At 60.9% G+C, this 20870-nt stretch carries 13 protein-coding genes; 11 read left to right on the plus strand and 2 right to left on the minus strand.

The window, feature by feature from the left end:
* Positions 1 to 239: 239 nt before the first annotated feature.
* Both HMPREF9237_RS04280 and HMPREF9237_RS04285 read left to right on the plus strand, forming a co-directional pair.
* Positions 240 to 2663: a sialidase family protein gene (locus tag HMPREF9237_RS04280; RefSeq protein WP_016442506.1), complete on the plus strand. Its 2424-nt coding sequence runs from the start codon at positions 240 to 242 to the stop codon at positions 2661 to 2663.
* A gap of 80 nt (positions 2664 to 2743) precedes the next feature.
* Positions 2744 to 4981, plus strand: a complete 2238-nt coding sequence (locus HMPREF9237_RS04285) for a sialidase family protein (RefSeq protein ID WP_016442507.1) — start codon at positions 2744 to 2746, stop codon at positions 4979 to 4981.
* A 166-nt stretch (positions 4982 to 5147) separates the two neighbouring features.
* Here the strand turns inward: HMPREF9237_RS04285 and HMPREF9237_RS04290 are convergent, their stop codons facing one another.
* On the minus strand, positions 5148 to 6101 hold the full coding sequence (locus HMPREF9237_RS04290) for a carbohydrate kinase family protein (RefSeq protein ID WP_016442508.1): 954 nt from the start codon (positions 6099 to 6101) through the stop codon (positions 5148 to 5150).
* 239 nt (positions 6102 to 6340) lie between these two features.
* Between HMPREF9237_RS04290 and HMPREF9237_RS04295 the strand changes: the two genes are divergently transcribed.
* From HMPREF9237_RS04295 to HMPREF9237_RS04315, 5 genes are all read left to right on the plus strand, one after another.
* The gene (locus HMPREF9237_RS04295; RefSeq protein WP_016442509.1) at positions 6341 to 7333 is read left to right on the plus strand and encodes a bifunctional riboflavin kinase/FAD synthetase; all 993 of its coding nucleotides are present in this window, start codon (positions 6341 to 6343) and stop codon (positions 7331 to 7333) included.
* 58 nt (positions 7334 to 7391) lie between these two features.
* Positions 7392 to 7772 (plus strand): phage holin family protein, encoded by a 381-nt coding sequence (locus tag HMPREF9237_RS04300; protein WP_016442510.1) that lies wholly within the window; start codon positions 7392 to 7394, stop codon positions 7770 to 7772.
* A 182-nt stretch (positions 7773 to 7954) separates the two neighbouring features.
* The gene (gene rpsO / locus HMPREF9237_RS04305) at positions 7955 to 8224 is read left to right on the plus strand and encodes a 30S ribosomal protein S15 (RefSeq protein WP_016442511.1); all 270 of its coding nucleotides are present in this window, start codon (positions 7955 to 7957) and stop codon (positions 8222 to 8224) included.
* Positions 8225 to 8498: 274 nt separating this feature from the next.
* Positions 8499 to 10937, plus strand: coding sequence for a polyribonucleotide nucleotidyltransferase (locus HMPREF9237_RS04310; protein ID WP_016442512.1), 2439 nt, complete (start codon positions 8499 to 8501; stop codon positions 10935 to 10937).
* Between the two features lie 91 nt (positions 10938 to 11028).
* Positions 11029 to 12342 carry a M16 family metallopeptidase gene (locus tag HMPREF9237_RS04315; RefSeq protein ID WP_016442513.1) on the plus strand — a complete coding sequence of 438 codons (1314 nt, stop codon included), beginning with the start codon at positions 11029 to 11031 and terminating at the stop codon, positions 12340 to 12342.
* A gap of 34 nt (positions 12343 to 12376) precedes the next feature.
* Here the strand turns inward: HMPREF9237_RS04315 and HMPREF9237_RS04320 are convergent, their stop codons facing one another.
* On the minus strand, positions 12377 to 14404 hold the full coding sequence (locus HMPREF9237_RS04320) for an ABC-ATPase domain-containing protein (RefSeq protein WP_016442514.1): 2028 nt from the start codon (positions 14402 to 14404) through the stop codon (positions 12377 to 12379).
* A gap of 37 nt (positions 14405 to 14441) precedes the next feature.
* On the opposite strand from HMPREF9237_RS04320, the gene dapB reads away from it, so the two are divergent.
* The 4 genes from dapB to HMPREF9237_RS04340 all read left to right on the plus strand — a co-directional run bounded on the left by dapB (position 14442) and on the right by HMPREF9237_RS04340 (position 20870).
* Positions 14442 to 15188 carry a 4-hydroxy-tetrahydrodipicolinate reductase gene (gene dapB / locus HMPREF9237_RS04325; protein WP_039898313.1) on the plus strand — a complete coding sequence of 249 codons (747 nt, stop codon included), beginning with the start codon at positions 14442 to 14444 and terminating at the stop codon, positions 15186 to 15188.
* Between the two features lie 9 nt (positions 15189 to 15197).
* Positions 15198 to 16106: a 4-hydroxy-tetrahydrodipicolinate synthase gene (dapA, locus tag HMPREF9237_RS04330; RefSeq protein ID WP_016442516.1), complete on the plus strand. Its 909-nt coding sequence runs from the start codon at positions 15198 to 15200 to the stop codon at positions 16104 to 16106.
* 137 nt (positions 16107 to 16243) lie between these two features.
* The gene (locus HMPREF9237_RS04335) at positions 16244 to 17920 is read left to right on the plus strand and encodes a ribonuclease J (RefSeq protein WP_016442517.1); all 1677 of its coding nucleotides are present in this window, start codon (positions 16244 to 16246) and stop codon (positions 17918 to 17920) included.
* 61 nt (positions 17921 to 17981) lie between these two features.
* Positions 17982 to 20870 carry an FtsK/SpoIIIE family DNA translocase gene (locus HMPREF9237_RS04340; protein ID WP_016442518.1) on the plus strand — a complete coding sequence of 963 codons (2889 nt, stop codon included), beginning with the start codon at positions 17982 to 17984 and terminating at the stop codon, positions 20868 to 20870.

Here is a 20870-nt window from a genome sequence, read left to right on the forward strand (position 1 = left end):
TTGTCTGACAACGGGAATAAACTACGCTCATGCTTTGAGCTGCGCAAGCGATGGTTAAGAAATGACTCACTGCCATGCTTGTGCAAAGTGAAATGACATTGCTAACCTGTCTGACAATTGGTGAATCAGTCACAACGTCCCCGCGTTTGCGTTCTCTTTGCCAAGGGGAAAATAAATACGATAAACCCGCTATATTGCGGGATTCCCGCCATGACGTGGTGGAGGGAGAAGGAGACCTTATGGTCCGTATACGAGAAAAAATTCAGAGCCTCGGTGTTGCCTGCGCCCTTGTTGTTGCGGGTGGGCTCGCCGCCATAGTTCCGGATGCCTTGGCTGACACTGAGGGGGCGGTTTCTGGCGCCGTTATTGATATTGACAATCGTTATGAACAAGCTGAGGGCGGTCCCGGCCAGGATCTCGGCGCAAATATTAGAAAAGTGAAAAATCTCACTGAGGGTGCGGTGGTGGTAACGTTCTCCACAACCCAGGATTCTGGTTCGGCGGCTCTCCTCAGTGCATCGAATTCTGCGGAGGATTCCACGAATCTCACCCTCGCTCTGAGGCACGGGCATCTATACTGGGAAGTCCGCAATGAGCCTGAATCTGGGAAAGGGTGGTTGGCTAAAGCCGATGCTGAAGATGCCGGCCCGGTCAATGATGGGCGTGAACATACGGCAGTTGTGAACGTGACGGGGGAGAATACCGCCATCTACCTGGACGGACAGCAGGTGTTCTCCACCACGTCAGCGAGTTTCTTCGATGATGTGGACGGCCTGGATTCGCTGCGTCTCGGGGCGAACTATGACTCCCACGGGAAACAGTGGGGATTCGCGGGAACGGTGAGCCGGGTTCGGGTCTTCGACACTCCCGTGACGCCCTCCGATGTGGCGCAGCTTTCCCCCGCACCTGAACCGATCCTGACGGTGGCCGATTCCCGCGCGGAGGTGCCGGAAGCGGTGCGAACTGCCGCGGGTAAAGGAAAAATCACCTACTTTTACGATATTGACCCGCAGACGAGCGCAAGCGCAGCCCTGCGCCGTGGCGACACCTCCGTTCAGGAACTTTCGGTGCACGATGATGCTCTCAGCCTGGCCCAAGGGGGAGGGCGGATTTCGATTCCGGGTACGTGGACCCAGTCCTCGCAGACAAGTGTCGCCGTCGTCGTTGATGGTGACGCAAGTAAGGTTTACGCCAACGGAACACTCATCGGACGCAAGAATCTCCCCGCACATTCTTTAAATACGATCAACAAGGTGGTGCTGGAACATGCCCGCCTGCGCGTCTTTGACGGAGCTCTCAACGATGCTGAAGTCAAGACTCTGAGCGGGTATAGCAATCCCGGGGAATTCGCCCTTTTCGATAGCGGGTATGAGGGTGCGGCAAGCTACCGGATTCCCGCGTTATTGCGCACGCGCCAGGGAACGTTGCTCGCTACCGCCGATCAGCGCGTGCCCAATGCTTATGACAGCCCGAATGATATTAACCTCGTGCTGCGCCGCTCAACGGATAACGGGAAAACCTGGTCGCCGCTGCGCACGCTGGTGAATCTTCCCGGAAGCGGGAAGCAAGCGGCCTCGGTTATTGATTCCTCGATGGTGCAAAACGAAAAAACCGGAAGGATCACGCTGCTTGTCGATCTTTATCCGGGCGGGGTGGGCCAACCGAATAATCATGTGGGAACCGGAATGAACCCGGATGGTTCCCTCGCGTTGAACAGCGCCGCCGGTATCACTTTTGCCCTCAAGAACGGCGCAGTCACGGATGCTCAGGGCGGACCCACTGATTACGCGGTGGCGGAGGATGGCACCGTCACCCTCAAGGGTGAACGCATCAATAATGTGTACGATCCGCTTTCGCACAAGGTCCCTAACGGTTTATACATGCAGCCCACCGCGTACCTGGTGGAAATGCACTCGGAAGATGACGGCGTCACCTGGAGCGCACCGCGGCACCTCAACAACCAGGTCAAAGAAGACTGGATGAAATTCATTGGCACCAGCCCCGGATCGGCTATGCAGATCCACGGCGGCGAACACGATGGGCGCTTAGTTGTTCCGATCTACTATTCGAACGCGGTAGCAACGGTGTATTCCAGTGCGGTTGTTTATTCTGACGACGACGGCGCCACCTGGCAGCGCTCCACTTCCCCGAATGATGCGCGGGTCTTCAACGGCGAGGCGATCAACTCCCAGACGGTGCGGCAGGGGAGGGCCTCCCTCCATGAATCCGCCGTGGTGCAAACCGGTGAGAACGAACTGACTATGTATATGCGAAATTCCAATCCGGGCGGGCGTATCGCGGTGGCGCGTTCCACGGACGGCGGGGCAACATGGAGCGCTCCCGAATTTGATAAGAACACCCCCGATATTTTCAGCTTGCCGGCAGCGAAGAACCTGGCTGGGCATACAAACGAGGTGCTCTTCGCTAATGCTTCGGCCCGCTTGCCCTTCCGCGGCCAAGGCGTGCTGCGCTACTCCAATGATGGTGGCCGGACTTGGAAGAATTCGCGAACCTTCCAGGCGGGGCGGTACGTCTACCAGGCCATGGTGGAGCTACCCAACGGGAATATCGGGTTGCTGTGGGAACGTGAATGGCAGGGCCTCTACTACACGGAAGTTCCGCGGGCGTGGCTGCTCGATTACCCTGCCCAACTCATCAAATAACGCCACATAACGAAATGAAAATAATCAATGCGCACCATGTACACGGCAGTGCCGCAATGATGCGAAAGGAAGGAAACAACATGGATAAGGCGACGGTTGGTGTGAGCTGGATGTTCCAGTTCCGCGCCGGGATGGATGGCGATCTCGTCGCTGTTCGCGGAGCAGAAAAGGGTTGGGTGCTCTCAATCAAGGCGGGGAGCTTATTCCTGGCCGGATCAAATGAGACGATGGAATTTGCCCTGGATATGGAGGATACCGCAACGGTGAGTGACCGCACCTGGCATACCGTGGCAATTACCTCCAGCTCCGCCGGTTCGAAAATCTACCTGGATGGATACCAGTGCTTCTCCACAACCGCGGATCTTTCTCCGGCAGCGGTGCCGGGATCAAGCTCCCTCGAGAGCGTGTGCGCCGCGGGAACCGATATTCGCGGACTAGAAAGCTATGACCATGTTCTGAGCAGTGGCGATATTCTGGCCCTCAGTGCGGCCCCCGAACCCCTGATTGAGTTCGCTGCCTCCCACCTGTCCGACTATGACGTGGCAGATGTGGCGGAGCTACGCTCGGGCAGCGTGTTTTTGCGCTACCGGGTGCGCGGGCCGGGGCAGCACGGAACGATGCTCGCGGCGGCCGGTAACGGTGTTGAGCAACTGAATGTATCGGTGACCGAACGCGGTATCGAATATCGGGTGCTCGGTCAGCGGGGCGAATGGCGCACCTTCCTCGCAGAAGGCCACTGGGATGAGGGCAGGTGGCACGATGTTGTGCTGCGCGTGGGGCACGGCGCCGTTCAGATTTACGTGGATGGCTTCATGGAGGCCCACCTGCCAGGTCAAGCCTTCTTTGATGCGGTTTCGGCTTGCGATGAGATAGTCATCGGGCAGGACACAGCTGGCTCGCGCCTCTTCGGCGAGGTGCGTAATGCCGCCGTGTATTCCACGATCCTCAATGATGCGCAGATTAAGAAGCTTTCTTCTGTTCCGCCGCTGGAAACTCAGTGTCTTTTCGATGCCGGATTTCACAACTCGGTAAGTTACCGGATCCCCTCGCTTATCACCTTGCAATCGGGCGTCGTCGTCGCGGGTGCTGATCAACGCGAAACGATTGCTAATGATTCGCCGAATTCTATTAACTTCACGATCCGGCGTTCCTTCGATAGCGGAGAAACCTGGGAAGACCTCCAGACGGTGCTGACCTATCCGGGACACGGGGCGAGCGGTGCTTCCGTGATTGATTCCTGCGTGGTTCAGGATAAAAATACCGGACGCCTCATTGTGCTCATCGATCATTTTCCCGGCGGGATGGGGCAGCCAAACGCGGAAGCCGGAATCGGCCTAGATAAGGACGGGAATTTCATCCTCCACGATGGAAACGGGGCGAGCTTTACCTGGCTCCCCGACGGCAGCGTTATCGACGCCGAAGGTCAGGCGGCGCCCTACCGTATTTCCAGCCGCGGCGACGTGACGGTGCTACGTGACGGTGCGGAGACGCCGGGAGGAAACGTTTTCCTTGCCGACGGCGAAGACCCGCACCAGACCTTGCTGACGAAGCGCACCTGCTACCTCCAGATGATTTATTCCGACGACGACGGCGCCACGTGGTCGGCGCCCCGTAACCTCAGCCACGAGGTGAAAGAAGAGTGGATGTCCTTCTGCGGTACCTCCCCGGGAAATGGAATCCAGTTAGAAGGTAAGAAACACCGCGGGCGGCTCGTGATGCCGATTTACTTCAACGGTGTGCACACCACGTACTTCTCCGCCGCGGTTGTCTATTCGGACGACGGCGGGGAAACCTGGAAGCGTGGCGCATCCCCCAATGATGGCCGTATCTTCGAAGGTCGCCAGATCGAGGGCCGTACGCTGGATACCGAAAAAGCCGCAACGCACGAGTCCACTCTCATTGAAAGAGCTGATGGATCTGTGCTCATGCTCATGCGCAACCAGCATCCGAGTGGGAAGATCGCGGCAAGCATCAGTGAGGACGGCGGGGAAACATGGGGCGACGTCTACTTCATTGATGCCATCCCCGAGATCTTCTGCCAGCCCAATGCGGTGATGTGGCCGACCGCAGATTGCCCCGAACGGGTGATCTTTGCGAACGCTGCCCAGCTGCGCCCCTACCGAGGGCGGGGCGTGCTGCGCCTGTCGGAAGACGGGGGCCGAAGCTGGATCGCCTCGCGTACCTTCAATCCGGCGCATTATGTTTACCAGTGCATGGCGATTATGCCCGATGGCGATCTTGGTCTGCTTTGGGAACGTGAGATGCAGGGCTTGTACTTTACGAAGTTGCCTCTCAGGTGGATCAACGCTGCAAAGTGACCGTAGAATAACCGCCAAATAACTATTAAACGACTGTGATTTAACAGTCGTGCGGATAACGGTGGCGCCTGCCGTTCAGGACATTTTCCTGCGGTAGGCGCCACCGTTTTCGGTTGCTATCCGTACTCGTATCTACTGAGTAGGGGTGCATTTTTAACGCATATTTTTAACGCAGCGCCGGATCGCCGGTACGGACGGTGTCCACCTCCGCGGGAGTGGGGGAGTACGCACCGTCGTGGCTGACGGTCAGCCCCGCCGTAATAACCGCCTGGTGCAGTGCGGGGCGCACGTCGGAGAAATGGGCGGCGCGCAGCCGCTGCTTGGCTTCCACCGACCCGAGAAGCCCAGCCTCCATAAGCCCGGCCAGCATCCCGGCCATAAAAGAATCGCCGGCACCCACGGTGTCTCCCAGCTCCACATTAAGCGGATCGACGACGAGCATATCGCGCTCCCCGGCTAGCTTGACATAAGCACCCCACGGCCCGCGGGTGACCACCACCATGCCAGGCCCGGAGGTAACCCACCGGCGCATAATCCGCTCCACCGGCTCACCGGGGTAGAGCCATTCGAGGTCCTCATCAGACGCCTTGACCACATCGCACAGTGCCACCAGTTCCTCAATGCTCTCCCGCACCTTTTCGGGAGAACCCATCAGATCCGGGCGGGCATTCGGATCATAAGAAACGGTGCCGGTGAGGGCCTGGCGCTTGACGGCGCGCAAAATCTTCTTGCTCGAGGCACCCACCACCGCAGAGTACGAACCACAGTGCAGGTGCCCCACCGTATCCGGGTCCGGAATCTCGGGGAGGTCCGATTCGACGTCGAACTCATAACGTGCCCGGCCCTCCGCGTCGAGGAAAGCGCTCGCGGTGGTGGTCCGACTGGCGCCGTCGGACCCGGGGACAATCTCCACACCCATGGCGGCTGCCTGGGAAGCGATTCGTTCCCCGCGCTCATCACGTCCGAACCAGGTAGCGAGCTCCACGTGTTGGCCGAGTCGGGAGACACCGGATGCCACATTGAGAAGTGAACCGCCCACGACCTCAGTGCCCGGTCCGGTCTCTCCCTCACGGATAATAATGTCCACAAGCGCTTCACCGGCGCTCACAAATCGTGCCATTGGTGCCTCCCATCGCCACAGCTGTTCTGCGCGCAGGCCCGGGGCACCGTAACCTGGCTGCCCGACGCTGCGCACGCTTTCTTCGCGTACCAGTTTATCTGGAAAATCACCGGGATTTTGGGGTATACGGGGCAAGAACGGCCCTGCGCCATGACGGAAAAATGTCAAGCCCGCGCGCGCAAAAAATTTTGGTTTTTGCGCACGTGGGATAACGGTGGGGATAAGCTACCCTGGAGAACGTGCAGATTTGGACATCTCCCTTAGATATTTCGCCGGATTTTGACCGGAGCGTGGTGACCTTCGGGGTATACGACGGCGTCCACCGTGGGCACCGTGCCGTTCTTACCCGCGCCGTTGATATTGGCCGGGAACTCGGTTGGCCCGTTATTGTTCTCACGTTTGATCCCCATCCGGCCACCGTCCACCGCCCCGAGGCACATATTCGCCTCGTTATGAGCCTGCAAGATCGCATTAATCGCATTGAGACGCTGGGTGTGGATGCGCTCTATCTCCAGCATTACGATGCGGCCTACGCCCGCGCTACCGCCGCGGAATTTGTGCGGGATCAACTTGTTGGCCAACTCCGGGCCGGCTTCGTGGTGGTCGGGCACGATGCCCGTTTCGGGGCGGGAAATACCGGGGATGAGGCGGTGCTGCGCCGCCTCGGTACCGAGCTTGGCTTCGGTGTGGAAATCGTAGGAGACCGCTGTGACGCCGCGGGGGAACGGTGGTCCTCTACCCGGGTGCGCGCCGCGCTTGCTACCGGTGATGTCGCTAGCGCAGCGCAGATCCTGGGGCGCCCGCACCGTATTCACGGCACCGTGGTACACGGGGCACGGCGCGGGCGCGAATTGGGGTTTCCCACCGCCAATCTCAGCGGGGATGATTTGGGTGAAGTTCCCGCAGATGGCGTGTACGCCGGGTGGCTGGTGCGCCATATTCCAGGTGGTACCGCCGAAGAATACCTGCCGGCAGCCATCTCGGTGGGAACCAATCCTCAATTCGAGGGCCAGGAACGCACCGTGGAAGCCCACGTACTCGGGCGTAGCGATCTCAACCTCTACGGAGAACCCATCAGTATCGATTTCGTTTCCCGTATCCGCCCCATGCTCACATTCGGTTCGGTTGATGAATTGTTGGCACGGATCGACCTGGACGTTTTGGAAACCGCAGACCGACTGGGTGTTCCGCCCGCCGGACGTGTCCCACCCGGGTCAGTGCAGGCCTCATGACCGGCCGCATCATCAGCACGGTCGGGAAACGGCGTGCAGCATTCGCTAGGGTAGGTGCATGAGTACATTCGCTCTTCGCGTCGCCATCAATGCTCTTGCGCTGTGGGTGGCCACGCTCTTGATCCCCGGTCTGGCAATGGTGGGGGAGGCCCCCGATACCCTCCGTCTCATTGGATGGTTCGTGGTGGCCGGCCTCATTCTTGCCATCCTTAACGCGGTTATCCGCCCGATCCTGAAATTCCTTTCCTTCCCGCTCTATATCCTCACCCTCGGGCTCTTCTCCCTCGTGGTCAACGCGGCGATGATCTCGCTCACCGCCTGGGCCTCCCAGGGCTTGGCGGTGCACCTGGTTGTGGGCAGCTTCTGGGCCGCGCTCTTCGGCGGGATTGTGGTCTCCCTCGTCAATATGGTGCTCAGCGGTTTCGTTGATCGCTCCTAGCTACCTGCCATCTACCGGCCAAGAGAAAGCGGGGAAGGCCACACCCGCACTGGCGGATACGCCAGTGCGGGGCGTCGTCGCCGTGTGCTAGAATTTTCAGGCCGTTTACATCGGCCACGGTAGCGTCATGCCTGGGAGAACATGCCCCGGAGCTCCGTGCAACGGAAACTAAGGAGAATCGCATGGCCCTCAAGCCTGAAGAAAAGCAGAAGATCATTGCCGAATACGCCACGCACGAGGGCGATACCGGTTCCCCCGAAGTGCAGGTGGCTCTGCTCTCGGCTCGTATTTCGCAGCTGACGGAGCACTTCCGCTCGCACATCCACGACCACCATTCGCGTCGTGGTCTTATGCTTCTTATCGGCCAGCGCCGCCGCCTTCTCAGCTACCTCGCTGAGGAAGATATCGAGCGGTACCGGTCGCTGATCGCACGTCTCGGCTTGCGTCGATAAGTACTTAAAGCGGCTCGGGTTTCATCCCGGGCCGCTTTCCGTATGCCCGCAGGCGTGAGAAGCTGCTCAGCATCGCCGCAAGTGAACCGCGCGCGAAGCTCAGCTGCTTGCTCGGGCACTACGATAGACAGGGTGTGGCGCGCCTGCGCACCCCAATATGTGGAGTACCGCGAACGTGGTCTTCGGTGATGGTTGACGAAGGCGGGAACGCTAGGGCCCGTTTTCGTGAATTACCACTGATGGCCGCCTCGCGGCCGAAATAAAAGGAGGTCCCGTGGAGGGTCCCAATATTCATAGTGTGGAAGCCGTTGTTGATAACGGTTCCTTTGGAACACGTACCATTCGTTTTGAAACCGGGCTGCTGGCCCAACAGGCCAACGGCGCTGCCCTGGCCTACCTGGACGGGGAAACCACCGTTTTCTCCGCCACCACCGCCTCGAAAAGCCCGAAGGAACACTTCGATTTCTTCCCGCTGACGGTGGACGTGGAAGAACGCTCCTACGCGGCCGGTAAAATTCCCGGCTCGTTCTTCCGCCGTGAAGGCCGGCCCGGTACGGACGCCATTCTGGCCGCCCGGCTCATTGACCGCCCGCTGCGCCCGCTCTTCACCAAGGGCATGCGTAACGAAGTGCAGATCGTGGAAACCGTCCTCTCCATCCACCCGGATGATGCCTACGACGTTCTCGCGATCAACGCCGCCTCCCTGTCCACCTCGCTGACGGATCTGCCTTTCGCCGGGCCGGTCGGCGGCACTCGCGTGTCCCTCGTGGACGGGCAGTGGATCGCCTTCCCGCGCTGGTCGGAAATGGCGCGCGCCACCTTCTCCATGGATATTGCCGGGCGCATTGTTGGGGACGACGTCGCCATCACCATGGTGGAGGCCCAAGCTCCCGAACAAACGGAAGCTAATGTGGCCGCCGGTGGCATCGCCCCCACCGAAGAAGTTATTACCCAGGGTCTGGAAGCCGCCAAGGGCGTTATTCGCACCCTCTGCGAAGCGCAGCTCACCCTCATCAACGAATGCGGGAAGCCCACCGCGGACTACCCCTTCTTCCCGAATTACACCGATGCCCAGTTCGAGGCTGTCGGGAATGCCCTCGGGGATCGTTTCAACACCATCCTCGGAATTGTGGACAAGGTGGAGCGCGATACCGCTCTCAATGACCTCACCGATCAGATCGTTTCCGAACTGACGGTGCCCGCCGATGCCCAGTTCAATCTGGAAGAAGACGGCCCCGGGCTCGCCGCCGCGGTCAATGACCACTTCAAGGAAGTCATGCGCCGCCACGTCCTCACCGAAAACGTGCGTATGGACGGGCGCCGCCCCACCGATATTCGTTCGATTTCCGCGCAGGCCGGCGTGCTGCCGCGCGTGCACGGCTCGGCGATCTTCCAGCGTGGTGAAACGCAGATCCTCGGGGTGACCACCCTCAATATGCTCAAGATGGAACAGCCGCTGGATAATCTTTCCCCGATTACCCACAAGCGTTACATCCACCACTACAACTTCCCTCCTTATTGCACCGGGGAAACCGGGCGCGTGGGCAGCCCCAAGCGCCGCGAAATCGGGCACGGACACCTGGCAGAAATGGCACTGGAATCCCAGCTGCCCAGCCGGGAAGAATTCCCCTACGCCATCCGCCAAGTTTCTGAGACGATGGGCTCGAATGGCTCCTCCTCCATGGGTTCGGTGTGTGCCTCGACCATGTCCCTGCTCAACGCGGGTGTGCCGCTCAAGGCCCCGGTTGCCGGCATTGCCATGGGTCTCATCTCCGCCCAGATCGACGGGGAAACCAAGTACGTGACCCTGACCGATATTCTCGGTGCGGAAGACGCCCTGGGCGATATGGACTTCAAGGTGGCCGGTACTCGTGACTACGTGACCGCGCTGCAACTGGACACCAAGCTGGATGGCATCCCGGCGGAAGTTCTTTCCGCGGCGCTGTCCCAGGCCCGTGACGCCCGCCTGGCCATCCTCGATCTCATGAACCAGGCCATTGATGGCCCCGATGAGATGGCTCCCACCGCGCCCCGTATCCTCACCGTGAAGATCCCGGTAGATAAGATCGGCGAAGTCATCGGCCCCAAGGGCAAGATGATCAACCAGATCCAGGAAGATACCGGCGCGGAAATCACCATCGAAGACGACGGCACCGTCTTCATCGGCGCCTCCGACGGTGTTTCCGCGGAAGCTGCCCGTGACACCGTCAATTCCATTGCCAACCCGCAGCTTCCCGAAGTGGGCGAACGCTACGTGGGTACCGTGGTTAAGACCACCACCTTCGGTGCGTTCATCTCCCTCACCCCGGGCCGCGACGGCCTCCTCCACATCTCCCAGATTCGTCGCCTCGTGGGTGGCAAGCGCGTGGAGAACGTGGAAGATGTCCTCAACGTGGGCGACAAGGTTGAGGTCGAAATCGGTGAAATCGATGACCGCGGCAAGATCTCCCTGGAAGCGGTGGTTCCGGAAGGCGAAGCGAACGCCGAAGCGGAAAGCTCCGATCAGGGCGATAACGGTGATCACGGCGAAGCGGAGGAGAGCGCCCCGCGGCAGAACCGGGCACGTTCCCGTTCGCGCCGGCGCACCGAGTCCTCGGCGCCCAGCGCGCCTTCGGCAGATGACTCCGATGCTGATTCCAGCTCGAGCCGCGGTTCGCGTGGAAGTCGCGGCTCGCGGCGGCGTCGTCGCACCGTTCACACGGACGAAGACTAAAACCCGCGCCTACGGGCGCTAGGTAGAGTGAACTCCCCGAATGTTTCCGGACGTTCGGGGAGTTTGCGTAACTATCCAGGAAAGTATTCCCATGTTGTATAGCGAACTGCCCCTTCCGCTTAACGCGGGCGCCAGTCTTAATATTGACGACGACGGCGCACTCCTACGCCGCACCGTCCTCCCCGGCGGGCTCCGTGTCCTCAGCTACCGCCTGCCCCATATTCACTCCACCTACATCAGCATGTGGGTGGGCGCCGGGTCTCGCGACGAAGTGACGGAGACTCAAGGATCCACCCATTTCCTCGAGCATCTGCTTTTCAAGGGTACGAAGCGGCGCAGCTCCCTCGATATTTCACGAGAAACGGATTACCTGGGCGGGGGATTCAATGCGGCCACCTCGAAGCAATACACCCACTACCACGGCCATATCTTTGACGAGGACCTGCCCCAGGCCATCGATATCCTCGCCGATATGCTCACCGGCGCGACCCTCAGCGCCGAAGATTTTGCGGTGGAACGCGGCGTTATCCTCGAAGAACTCGCCATGTACGCCGACGATCCCACCGATACCGCCATGGAAAAAATCCCGCAGCTTGTCTTTGGGGATCACCCGCTGGCGCGCCCCGTCGGGGGAACGGCGCAGACGGTGCGGGCTTTGCAGCACGAGGCGCTTCTCGAGCACTACCACGGGGTCTACCATCCTGATGAAGTGGTGGTGGTTGCCGCGGGCGCCGTCGACCATGACAAACTATGCGAGCTGGCGGTGGGGGCACTGAGTGCCGGAGGTTGGGACCTGAGCACGGAGCGCGATGCGCACCCGCGCCGTATCGCCCCACCCATTACCTACCAGGCGGCACACGACCTGCATATTCCGAAAGAAGTGGAGCAGGCGGCGGTCATTGTAGGAATGCCGGGGTTGAGCTTGACCAGTGAGGACCTGCCCACCTTGCTCGCCCTCAACGCGATTCTGGGTGGAGGAACATCCTCGCGGCTCTTCCAGGAAATTCGGGAACGGCGCGCTCTGGCCTACTCGACCTATTCCTTCCCGATTAGCTACCGCGAAGGCGGCATGTTCTGCCTGGCGGCCGGGTGTGCCCCGCATAATGTGGGTACCGTGCGCGAGCTCATGATGACCGAATTGGATCGCCTCGCCCGCGACGGTGTGAGCGAAGAAGAAACGGAATCTGCTTTCCGACGCCTTCGCGCCGATATTGTTTTCGACGCCGAACGGGTGGGCACCGCTATGACCCGGCTCGGTACCTCCGAGCTGGTGCGCGGCAGCCTCATTTCGCATGAGGAACACCTGCGCCGGGCCCGCGCCGTGCGCGCCGCCGATATAAACGAGCTGGCCCGCCGCATTGCGGCAGGCCAGCGTTCGTGTGTAACGGTCGGACCGGAGAACTAGCGGACGCTCCGCTGGTTCGCTAGCCGGTTTTTCGCTATTCGGCGTCCTCCGGGCTAGGCGTGGACGGGGCGCTTTCCACCGACGGCGCGGACGGGGCGCTTTCCACCGACGGCGCGGACGGGGCGCTTTCCACCGACGGCGCGGCCTCCGCGGCAACGGGACCTTGAGCGTTCTCTGCATTCTCCGCTCCATCCGCGGTGGGATCGTCTACTGGTGCGTGCACCACCTTGAGGGTGCGGTAACGGTTAAGCGCCGCGGCGATATCCACCGCGCGTGGCCGGGTCAGGAAGGCCGGTTTTTCGCCGGCCCCCAGGGCATCCAGACCGTGCGTGGCAATGGTCTCCTCCAGGCGAGCAATACCTTCCGGAACGGTGTATCTGCCGCGCAGGCACAGGGCACGGGTGGGGTCGGTCAGGGAGCGAATTGCCCAGGCAATCGCGGCGGTCTGGCCCGGATCCACAATCTGGGGCACATCACTGACATCAATATCCGCGCGGTCTAGCGAAATAAGATCCACCCCGCGCGATTTCGTTTTCGCCTTCACCCCGTGGGCTTTGAGCGGGAGCGGATAGCGCGGTGCCGGGTGCGTAAACTCAGCAATATCATTGCGTTCCCGCGGGTGCGCTGCCGCCACCGCGCGGGCCTGCTCCGTGACATCGTGGCACACATAGTGATCCATGAGGAGCACCCGATCCGCGGCATCCAAATAATCGCCCGAGCCACCCATAACCATGATGGTGGAGATACCGGCGCGCGCCATACCAGCTACCCGATCCACAAAAGGTGTAATGGGTTCCTGAGTGGCAGGAACTAGCTCGCGCATCCGCTCATCACGAATCATGAGATTAGTAGCCGAGGTGTCCTCATCAATAAGCAAGACCCGCGAACCTGCTTCGATGGACTCGGAAATAGCGGCGGCCTGCGACGTGGAACCTGAGGCATTTTCGGTAGAAAAATCGGTGGTGTCGGTGCCATCGGGCAGGGAATTAATGAAAGCGGAGACATCCACGCCGGTCACCCAGCGCCCATCGGCAGCACGCACCTTCATCGCGCTGGGATCCAGAGCCACCAGTTCGCGGCCGTCCCCGGGGATATGTGGATAGACGCTGCGCTCGAGAGCGGAGAGCAGCGTGGATTTGCCGTGGTAGCCCCCGCCGACGATCACCGTAATACCCGGGATAATCGGCATGCCGGTCACCTCACCGGCATGGGGGAGGTGCACGCTTTCACGTAAGCTCTCGGGGCTGGTGAAGGCGATGGCATCTGTCAACGGCAGATCGGAAATGCCTGAGCGGCGCACCAGCACCGCGCCGTCGTTAATAAAACCAATCCAGCCGCGCTCCCGAACCACTGCCTGGAGAGCGAGATAATCCTCGTAGGCTTCCACGTGCCTGCGTAATGCGGCCCGGTGAGCAGCGAATTCTTCCCCTTCGGAGGAGAAATTGAGCGTGGCTTCGATAATCTCGGGAAGGTACTCATCTGCGGTTTGCGCCATGGCGTGCCCGAGGATGGTGCGCCCCTGAGCCGGGAAATGACATTGGAAACGTAGTTCCACGTGGTTGGCGAAAACAGTCGCGCTCGAACGCTCCAAAATCTCTTGCCCCACTTTCGCGATGGAAATATCGCGAGAATGACGGGCGCGCTCCGCAAAAGTACGGGCCAGGAAATCAGCAACAGCCAGGCGCTGTTCCGGGGTGGTGAGAAGGTCAGCGGGAATCCCCACCTTCGCCGGATCTGCCGTCACCCGCAACGAGGAGGGCGGGGCGTAGGGATCGGATTGCACCCGATCAATATGGACCGTGTACATGCCGTAGTCATAATCACCGATAACGGACTTGTAGGCCGGGTAGTTACGTCCGTCCAGTTCGTGGAGGCGATCGATAAGATCGACGTCGTCTCCCTCGACCCGCACAAATTCACGCCGTTCCCGCGGCCCCCCGCCTCGCCTATCCCGACGGTCAAATTGGCGATCCCGGCCTCCGCGCGGGCCCCGGCCTCCCCGGTAGTCGCGCCCACCGTGGGCATCGTAACGTTCCGAGCTGTGCTCATATCCAAAACTCATAGCACCTAGTCTATCCAGGCCACGTAGCATGGACGGTATGACTATCAACGTAGCTGTGATCGGCGCGGCGGGACGGATGGGCAGCACCGTGTGCACCGCCGTTACCGATGCCCCCGATATGAACCTGACCGCCCGAATCACCAAGGACGATCCCATCAACGCCCAAACCCTGGCGGGTGCCACCGTGGGAGTTGATTTCACCGTTCCCGATGCGACGGAAGATACCGTGCGGGCTTTGCTGACCAATGGCTGTCACGCCGTCGTCGGGGCCACGGGATGGACCCCGGAAAAGATTGCGCGCATTGAGACGGTGGCCAAGGAGACGGGGCGCCATGTGCTTATTGCCCCGAATTTTGGTTTGAGTGCCGTGCTCACCATGATGTTCGCGGAAATGGCCGCCCCGTATTTCGAATCCGTCGAAGTGGTGGAAATGCACCATCCCGATAAAGTTGATGCTCCCTCGGGAACGGCGCGCGCCACCGCGGAGAAAATCGCGGCGGCCCGGGCTGCAGCCGGATGCGCCCCGGCTCCCGATGCCACCACCGGGCCCGCGCCCGCCCGCGGGGAGAAAATTGCCGGCATCCCGGTGCACGCGGTCCGCCTCCGGGGCCTGAATGCCCACGAAACTGTGCTGCTGGGAAATCCGGGGGAACAGCTCGCCTTGCGCCAAGATTCTTTCACCCGTGAGTCTTTTATGCCCGGGGTGCTTCTGGCCATCCGCGGCATTGACCAGCATCCGGGCGTGCAGGTGGGATTAGAGCAGTACATGAGCTGGGAACGATAGGCTGAGCCCATGGACGAGCACACTTTGCCTTCACGCAGTTTTGGATCCGTTAGCGTTGCCATGGTGACCCCTTTCCACGCCGACGGCGCCTTGGATGTTGACGCCGCGGTGGCGCTGGCCACCACCCTTGTGGACCAGGGATGTGATTCCCTGCTCCTTTCCGGCACCACCGGAGAATCTCCTACCACGCACCAGCCGGAAAAAGACGTCCTGGTGCGGGAAGTATGCGCGGCGGTTGGTAACCGCGCCATGGTTATCGCCGGCGCCGGCTCCAATGACACCGCCCACGCGGTGCGCATTGCCCGCGGGGCTGAAAAAAGTGGGGCGCAGGGGCTGCTCGTCGTCGCCCCGTATTACAACCGGCCCTCCCAGGAAGGCGTCTACCAACATATTGTGAACGTGACGGAAGCCACGGACCTGCCCGTTATGGTTTACGATATTCCGGGGCGCACCGGGGTGCGGCTCGAACTGGATACGTTGCTGCGCCTGGCTGAGCACCCGCGCATCCACGCCGTGAAAGATGCCACCGGTGATGTGGCGGCCGGTTTCGTCAAAATGGCACGCACCGGCTTGGAATATTACTCGGGAGACGATGCCCTCAATTTCGCCTGGCTCGCGCACGGGGCTTCCGGGGTGATTTCGGTGGCCGGGCACGTTATTGCGGCGCGCTTGCGGGCCCTGGTGGAGCAGGTCGACGCCGGAGATCTGCCGGCTGCCCGCCGGGAAGCCGCCGCGCAGCGCCATATTATTTCCGCGATTATGGGAAGCGGGCAAGGTGCCGTTATGGCGAAAGAAGCGCTCAAACTCCTCGGGATCATCCCCTCGGCTACCCTGCGCCTACCCCTGGTAGGGGCATCTACGGCGCAGATCGCGGAATTGGCGGAAGCGCTGCGCGCCGAAGGTCTCCTCGCGAGCTAGCTCCCCCCGCTGGTGCGCGCTCGGTGTTCCCCGGCGGCGCGCACGGTGCTCGTGCCCGCGCGGGTATCGAGCCGCCAGGGCGAGGTCCGGGCAGGAAGCACCTATGGAAGCGCCGCGCTTCGTGAGAGAATACAGGGGTGAGTGATGAAGTGAAGAAATCTGTACCACCGCTGCGGAACGCCGTTCGTATCGTTCCCCTGGGCGGACTCGGTGAAGTCGGTCGCAATTGCAACGTTCTTGAATACCAGGGCAAATTGGTAGTTGCCGATTGCGGAGTGCTGTTCCCCGAAGAAGCCCAACCCGGTGTTGATCTTATTCTCCCCAATCTTGACTACCTGGAAGACCGCCTCGACGATATTGCCGCCATCGTCCTCACCCACGGGCATGAGGATCATATCGGGGCAGTGCCGTATCTGCTGAAAATGCGCCCGGATATCCCGGTGATCGGCTCCCAATTGACCATTGCTTTCGTGGAGGCGAAGCTCCAGGAGCACCACATCGCCCCGAATGTCACCGTGGTGGCCGAGGGGGATTCCATGCGCATCGCGGGCATGGAATTTGAGTTCATTGCCGTCAACCACTCCATTCCGGATGCACTGGCCCTCTTCATCCGCACCCCGGAGGGCAATATTCTCATCACGGGTGATTTCAAGATGGACCAGCTTCCGCTGGACGGACGTCTCACCGACCTGCGTGCTTTCGCGGCGGCCGGAGACGAAGGCGTGGATCTCTTCATGTGTGATTCCACCAACGCCGAAATCCCCGGTTTTGTGCATTCCGAGTCGGAAATTCAGCCGGTGATTGATTCGGTGATCGGCGGGGCTACCGGGCAGATCGTTGTTGCTTCCTTTGCTTCGCACGTGCACCGGGTCCAGCAAGTTCTCAATGCCGCGGCACATAACGGCCGTAAGGTCGCATTCGTGGGTCGCTCTATGGTGCGCAATATGAAGATCGCGGAGGACCTCGGGTATTTGGACGTGCCAGAAGGCACCGTCGTCGACCTCAAAAATATGAAGGACCTGCCCGAAAACCGCCGCATCTACATGTCCACCGGCTCCCAGGGTGAACCCATGGCCGTGCTCTCTCGTATCGCGAATCGTTCCCACCCTAAGGTGGCGATTAATCCGGGAGATACGGTGCTGCTGGCCTCCTCGCTCATTCCCGGAAACGAAAATTCGGTGTTTCGGGTGATCAACGGGCTTATCAAGCTCGGCGCGAATGTGATTCACCAGGGTAATGCGCGGGTGCACGTCTCCGGGCATGCTGCCCAGGGCGAATTGCTCTACTGCTACAACATTTTGCAGCCAGCCTACGCCATGCCTATTCACGGGGAGGTACGCCACCAGGTCGCGAACGCCGGCGTCGCGGTGAAAACCGGGGTGCCCGCCGATAATGTGATTCTGGCGGAAAACGGTTCGGTTATCGATATGATCGACGGCGAAGTTCGTCTCGTTGGTTCGGTGCCTTTCCAGAATATTTATGTGGATGGCTCCTCCGTTGGGGATATTACCGAATCCGAACTCAAGGACCGCCAAATTCTTTCCAATGAAGGATTTATTGCTATTTTCGCGGTGGTGGATACCAATGCGCGGCGCATCGTCACCGGTCCGCACCTCCAGGCACGCGCCATGGCTGAAGATGAGACTGTCTTTGACAGCATCACTCCGGAAGTCACGCGAGCCCTGGAAGAAGCCGTGGCGAAGGGCTCAGATAGCTACGGGATGCAGCAGGCCATGCGGCGCGTGGTGGGGCGTTGGGTTTCCCGCAAACTGCGCCGTTCGCCCATGATTATTCCGACTGTCGTGGAGGTGTAGTCCCCCTCGCATGCGGCGCGCCGGGAGGGGCAACTTTTTGCACAAAGGCTAGGCTTTTGATGTGAAGTTTCAGCGACGTGTCAAAAAAACCGAGAAAGAGACGACTGCGCCCGCGCGCCGCCCGTCCCGACGCTCCGCCACGCCCGCAAACGGGGCGGGCACGGAGCGGGCGGAGGGGCGCCAGCTGACGGGGAATGTTCGTAACGCCCTCGTGGCCACTTTCCTCGGTCTCGCGGTTATTGTGGCACTGCGCGAATGGTTCAATATTTCCGGGGTACTTGGCGGGGTTATTCACCACGCCACCGCCGGTATTTTTGGGTTACTCTCCGTTCTCCTTCCCGCCGTCTTCCTGGCCCTCGCCATCAGACTGGTGGTTCCGGCACGCGGGAATGAACACCGGCGGGTACTGCTCGGTGTGTTGATTATCGTGGTGTGTCTGGCCGGCATTATTCACGTGGTGAAACAGCCGCGAAGCCCGGCCGACCACTTCGCAGACGTAGAAAACGCCGGCGGCCTACTTGGGTGGCTCAGCGGGGGCGTTCTCGAGATGCTTTTCTCCCCGTGGGGTGCCGTTCCTATCCTCGTGATTATTATCCTGTGGGCCGGGCTCTACATCGCCGACGTCTCGATGGCGGATATTGCCGCCACTATTCGGGATCGGCGCGCGCAGCGCGATGCTGAAGCGGGGGATGAGATCGCTAACCGCGGGCACTCCGCATCGGTGCCTTACGATTCGCCTCACGATATTGACGCGGCGGAAAACACCACCCGGCTCCCGAGCGCCGGACGCACGTCCCGGCGCGGTAAGAAGCCCGCGCGCAGCTATCTGGATGCGGCACTTTCCGGGGCTCCTTCTGAGAACGACGGCGCAGCTACCGCTCCCGCTACCAACAACGGTGCGAATGGCGCGGACGGGGCGGCGGAGGCCGACTGGGCAGACGGAGCCAATGGTGCCAATGGTGCGCAGGCCCAGGGCGCCACCACGGTGCTGCCGCAGGCTACGGCGGGTAGCGGGGCGGCGGGCCGTGCGGCGCCGTCGCCGAAAAAAACGGTGCGCACCAAGAAAAGCGGCAGCGCGGCAGAGGTTCAGGATGCGGCGGCCACGGTGCCTGATCTTCCCGCACCCGATACCGGCGCACCGTTCACCCGCACCCAGCAACTAGCCCTCGACCCGAGTATTTTGTATGAGCTGCCCTCCCCGGATCTGCTCAAACGCGGGGCGGTGCATCCCGAACGCACCGAAGCCAATGATCGTGTTGTTGCTGCGCTTACCCAAGTCTTCACTGATTTCGGGGTGGATGCTCAGGTGGTGGGCTTTTCGCGTGGACCGACGGTCACCCAGTACGAAGTGGAGCTGGGGCCGGGTGTCAAGGTAGAGCGCATCACGCAGCTCTCGAAAAATATCGCCTACGCAGTGGCGAGCGCCGATGTGCGTATTCTTTCCCCCATTCCCGGCAAATCCGCGATCGGTATCGAAATCCCCAATGCGGACCGTGAAGTGGTGCAGCTAGGCGACGTTTTGGCATCCGACGTGGCGCGCCGTGACCACCATCCCCTCACCGTGGCGGTGGGGAAGAACGTGCGCGGCCAGTTCGTGGTCACCAACCTGGCGAAAATGCCGCACCTGCTGGTGGCGGGCGCTACCGGTGCGGGTAAGTCGTCGTTCATCAACTCGATGATTACCTCGGTGCTGATGCGCTGCACCCCGGACGAAGTGCGGATGATCCTCGTGGATCCCAAGCGTGTGGAGCTGACGATTTACGCGGGCATTCCCCATCTCATCACCCCGATTATCACCAATCCGAAGAAGGCCGCCGAGGCGCTGGAATGGGTGGTCAAGGAGATGGATGCGCGCTACGACGATATGCAGTCCTACCGCTTCAAGAACATCACCGATTTCAACGAGGCGATACGGGCGGGTACCGTTAAGGCGCATGATCCGCACCGTACCCTCCAGCCCTACCCCTACCTGCTGGTCGTGGTGGACGAATTGGCTGACATGATGATGGTGGCCCCGCGCGACGTGGAATCCTCCATCCAGCGCATCACGCAGCTGGCGCGGGCCGCCGGTATTCACCTGGTGCTCGCCACCCAGCGTCCCTCCGTGGATGTGGTCACCGGTCTTATTAAAGCGAATATTCCTTCCCGCCTAGCCTTTATGACTTCGTCGCTAGCTGATTCGCGTACCATCCTCGATCAAGGTGGGGCGGAGAAGCTTATCGGGCAAGGTGATGCTCTCTTCATGCCGGGAGGTGCCCAGCCGATTCGTCTCCAGGGTGCCTGGGTGGACGAGGCGGAAATTGAGCGCGTTGTCGAGCATGTGAAAACGCAGCTGCGCCCCCAGTATCGCGAAGACTTCCAAGAAACGGTGGAGGCCGCCGGGCGCGAGAAGAAACAGCGCGAAGAAATAGGTGAAGACCTTGATATTCTGCTCCAGGCCGCGGAAATCGTGATCACCACCCAATTCGGATCTACGTCTATGCTGCAACGCAAATTGCGCATTGGCTTCGCCAAGGCGGGGCGGATGATGGACCTGCTCGAACAATACGAGATCGTGGGGCCTTCCGAAGGCTCCAAGGCCCGCGACGTGCTGGTGGCACCGGAACTGGTGGAAGATGCTCTCGCCATGCTGCGCGGAGAACGCGACTCTATTTACGAGGACGAAACAGGTGATGGCGGGTCCGGAGCTGGCGCCGGTGTGCCGGGAACGGGCGCACCTGCCGGAGCGAGTGGCGCAGCAACGGGGCTCGGTGCGGACGGCGGGAATGTCGCTCATGACGCGTACGGCGCAAACGGGGCGAACGGCGCCGGAGTCGGCACCGTGCCCACGAACCGCTACGCCGAAGATCCACTGGCACACGACCCGGAGGACACCGCACCCACCTGGTACGACGATGATGACCCTGCCGGGGAATCCGGGGAGGACGCCTGGCAGCTCACGGGGCGGTAA

This window comes from Actinotignum schaalii FB123-CNA-2 (assembly GCF_000411135.1).
Lineage (GTDB): Bacteria > Actinomycetota > Actinomycetes > Actinomycetales > Actinomycetaceae > Actinotignum > Actinotignum schaalii_A.

Bases quoted from the DNA above. Each gene is read 5' to 3' on its own strand.
- HMPREF9237_RS04290 (WP_016442508.1), bottom strand. From the start codon at position 6,101: ATGGCACGATTTGTGAGCGCCGGTGAAGCGCTTGTGGACATTATTATC.
- HMPREF9237_RS04300 (WP_016442510.1), top strand. From the start codon at position 7,392: ATGAGTACATTCGCTCTTCGCGTCGCCATCAATGCTCTTGCGCTGTGG.
- dapA (WP_016442516.1), top strand. From the start codon at position 15,198: ATGGACGAGCACACTTTGCCTTCACGCAGTTTTGGATCCGTTAGCGTT.
- HMPREF9237_RS04280 (WP_016442506.1), top strand. From the start codon at position 240: ATGGTCCGTATACGAGAAAAAATTCAGAGCCTCGGTGTTGCCTGCGCC.
- HMPREF9237_RS04285 (WP_016442507.1), top strand. From the start codon at position 2,744: ATGGATAAGGCGACGGTTGGTGTGAGCTGGATGTTCCAGTTCCGCGCC.
- HMPREF9237_RS04315 (WP_016442513.1), top strand. From the start codon at position 11,029: ATGTTGTATAGCGAACTGCCCCTTCCGCTTAACGCGGGCGCCAGTCTT.
- HMPREF9237_RS04320 (WP_016442514.1), bottom strand. From the start codon at position 14,404: ATGAGTTTTGGATATGAGCACAGCTCGGAACGTTACGATGCCCACGGT.
- rpsO (WP_016442511.1), top strand. From the start codon at position 7,955: ATGGCCCTCAAGCCTGAAGAAAAGCAGAAGATCATTGCCGAATACGCC.
- dapB (WP_039898313.1), top strand. From the start codon at position 14,442: ATGACTATCAACGTAGCTGTGATCGGCGCGGCGGGACGGATGGGCAGC.